Below are 1101 nucleotides of genomic sequence, written 5' to 3'. Positions count from 1 at the left end.
AGTGGGCGTTTAATGTGGGCGAGTTGCGCCTTATGTTCTAGTAGGTGCCTCGCCAGGTAGGTGTGGCTTCGTCCGTTATGCGTTTGGTGAGATTGTCGATCGAAGCGATGTGGATCATGGCTTCGGAGCTGGTGGAGAGGGTTTCGTAGTCGCGGGTGAGACGTCGTCGCAGCATGATCCAGCCCAGGCTTCGTTCGACGACCCAGCGCCTTTTCAGGACTTTGAATCCGCGGGTTGCGGGATTTCTGGAGACGATTTCGACGTCGATTCCGAGGCCGGCTCCGTGTTCGATGGCGGCGTTTTTGAATCCGGTGTCTGCCCAAGTCTTGGTGATGGTCGGGTACTTGGTTTTGAGGTGGTCGAGGAGTCGTATTCCGACGGCGTTTTCGGAAAGGCTTGCCGCGGTGACGTGCACGGCGAGGATGAGGCCGAGCGTGTCGGTGGCGATGCCCCGTTTGCGGCCGACGATCTTCTTGGCGGCGTCGGTTCCTTGGCTGGTCAGGGGTACGTTGGTGGAGGTCTTGACGGTCTGGGTGTCGATCACGGATGCGGTCGGTTCGGCGTGGCGGCCGTCTTTGGCGCGGGCGAGGCCGGTGAGGTCGTAGTTGAGTCGGAGGAAGGTGCCTTCGTCGCGCCATGCCGCGTAGTAGGCGTAGACGGTCTGGTGTGTTGGGAAGTCGTGCGGGAGGTATTTCCAGGGGATGCCTGTGCGGTTCACGTAGAGGATCGCGTTGAAGATCTCGCGTAATTCGACGGTGGCCGGCCGTCCGGTGGGGCGTCGGTCGAGGCGGGCTTTCCGCCAGGCGGTCAGGGTTGGTTCGATCAGCGCCCATCGGGCGTCGGAGAGGTCGCTCGGATACGGTTTCCGCTGGGTCACGGCTGTGCTTCTACACGAACGACCGTTCGCGTGGCGGCACTTGGATGGACTGGGCGTTTCCAGGCGTCTATAAACCAGACGGAATCTGTGTGCTGGAAGCGGAGCAAACGGGTGCCCAAGGTTGGATCTGTGTCACTGAAGAGTGGGGCTTATGCCGCAAGCTGGATCGAACGTGATCGAGGACAGGCCGACTTAACGTCGAAATCCACCGCTAAACGCCCACT

The 1101-nt window shown here is 60.9% G+C and carries 1 protein-coding gene; it reads right to left on the bottom strand.

Annotated features, from left to right (window positions below):
* Positions 1 to 37 precede the first annotated feature (37 nt).
* Positions 38 to 877 (bottom strand): IS5 family transposase, encoded by an 840-nt coding sequence (locus ABZ374_RS48565; RefSeq protein WP_360325281.1) that lies wholly within the window; start codon positions 875 to 877, stop codon positions 38 to 40.
* Between the last annotated feature and the right edge of the window lie 224 nt (positions 878 to 1101).

Source organism: Embleya sp. NPDC005971, from assembly GCF_040629175.1.
In the GTDB taxonomy this organism is placed as follows: Bacteria; Actinomycetota; Actinomycetes; order Streptomycetales; family Streptomycetaceae; genus Embleya.
Note: the sequence above shows the minus strand (reverse complement) of the source record. Positions and strands in the feature narration are given on the sequence as shown.